Raw genomic sequence first — 2210 nt, forward strand, 5'->3', positions numbered from 1 at the left:
CATTGTCCTTGAGTAAGGCGGGACACGTGAAATCCTGTCTGAACATGGGGAGACCACTCTCCAAGCCTAAGTACTCGTGCATGACCGATAGCGAACAAGTACCGTGAGGGAAAGGTGAAAAGCACCCCGACAAGGGGAGTGAAATAGAACCTGAAACCGGATGCCTACAAGCAGTCGGAGGCCGCAAGGCTGACGGCGTACCTTTTGTATAATGGGTCAACGACTTAGTGTAACTAGCAAGCTTAAGCCGGTAGGTGTAGGCGCAGCGAAAGCGAGTCTGAACAGGGCGTTCAGTTAGTTGCATTAGACCCGAAACCGAGTGATCTAGCCATGAGCAGGCTGAAGGTTGGGTAACACCAACTGGAGGGCCGAACCCGCATCTGTTGCAATAGATTGGGATGACTTGTGGCTAGGGGTGAAAGGCCAATCAAACTCGGAGATAGCTGGTTCTCCGCGAAATCTATTTAGGTAGAGCGTCGACCGAATACCCCAGGGGGTAGAGCACTGGATGGGCTATGGGGACTCACCGTCTTACTGATCCTAACCAAACTCCGAATACCTGGGAGTACTAGTCGGCAGACACACGGCGGGTGCTAACGTCCGTCGTGAAGAGGGCAACAACCCTGACCTCCAGCTAAGGTCCCCAAGTCATGGCTAAGTGGGAAAGGATGTGAGGATCCCAAAACAACCAGGATGTTGGCTTAGAAGCAGCCATCATTTAAAGAAAGCGTAACAGCTCACTGGTCTAAATAAGGGTCTTTGCGCCGAAAATGTAACGGGGCTAAAGCCATGCACCGAAGCTGAGGATGTGCAGCAATGCACGTGGTAGCGGAGCGTTCCGTAAGCCTGTGAAGGGAGACCCGTGAGGGCTCCTGGAGGTATCGGAAGTGCGAATGTTGACATGAGTAACGATAAAGAGGGTGAGAGACCCTCTCGCCGAAAGACCAAGGGTTCCTGCTTAAAGTTAATCTGAGCAGGGTTAGCCGGCCCCTAAGATGAGGCAGAAATGCGTAGTCGATGGGAACCACGTTAATATTCGTGGGCCTGGTGGTAGTGACGGATTGCGTAACTTGTTCATTCTTATTGGATTGAATGGGCGAGGAAGCGGTTCCAGGAAATAGCTCCACCGTACAGACCGTACCCGAAACCGACACAGGTGGTCAGGTAGAGTATACCAAGGCGCTTGAGAGAACTATGTTGAAGGAACTCGGCAAATTGCACGCGTAACTTCGGAAGAAGCGTGACCCCTTTGCACGCAAGTGTAATGGGGTGGCACAGACCAGGGGGTAGCGACTGTTTATCAAAAACACAGGGCTCTGCGAAGTCGCAAGACGACGTATAGGGTCTGACGCCTGCCCGGTGCTGGAAGGTTAAGAGGAGAGGTGCAAGCTTTGAATCGAAGCCCCAGTAAACGGCGGCCGTAACTATAACGGTCCTAAGGTAGCGAAATTCCTTGTCGGGTAAGTTCCGACCTGCACGAATGGCGTAACGACTTCCCCGCTGTCTCCAACATAGACTCAGTGAAATTGAATTCCCCGTGAAGATGCGGGGTTCCTGCGGTCAGACGGAAAGACCCCGTGCACCTTTACTATAGCTTTACACTGGCATTCGTGTCGGCATGTGTAGGATAGGTGGTAGGCTTTGAAGCTCGGACGCCAGTTTGAGTGGAGCCATCCTTGAAATACCACCCTTATCGTCATGGATGTCTAACCGCGGTCCGTCATCCGGATCCGGGACAGTGTATGGTGGGTAGTTTGACTGGGGCGGTCGCCTCCGAAAGAGTAACGGAGGCGCGCGATGGTGGGCTCAGACCGGTCGGAAATCGGTCGTCGAGTGCAATGGCATAAGCCCGCCTGACTGCGAGACTGACAAGTCGAGCAGAGACGAAAGTCGGTCATAGTGATCCGGTGGTCCCGTGTGGAAGGGCCATCGCTCAACGGATAAAAGGTACGCCGGGGATAACAGGCTGATGACCCCCAAGAGTCCATATCGACGGGGTTGTTTGGCACCTCGATGTCGGCTCATCGCATCCTGGGGCTGGAGCAGGTCCCAAGGGTTTGGCTGTTCGCCAATTAAAGCGGTACGTGAGCTGGGTTCAGAACGTCGTGAGACAGTTCGGTCCCTATCTGCCGTGGGTGTAGGAATATTGACAGGATCTGTCCCTAGTACGAGAGGACCGGGATGGACATATCTCTGGTGGACCTGTTGTC

General features: G+C 53.6%; 1 rRNA gene. It reads left to right on the plus strand.

The annotated features are described in order from the left end of the window. Positions 1-2210: ribosomal RNA gene (locus FAA86_RS24265) — 23S ribosomal RNA — on the plus strand; the annotation flags it as partial.

The sequence above is a fragment of the Rhizobium rosettiformans W3 genome (assembly GCF_004912135.1).
Classification (GTDB): domain Bacteria; phylum Pseudomonadota; class Alphaproteobacteria; order Rhizobiales; family Rhizobiaceae; genus Allorhizobium; species Allorhizobium rosettiformans.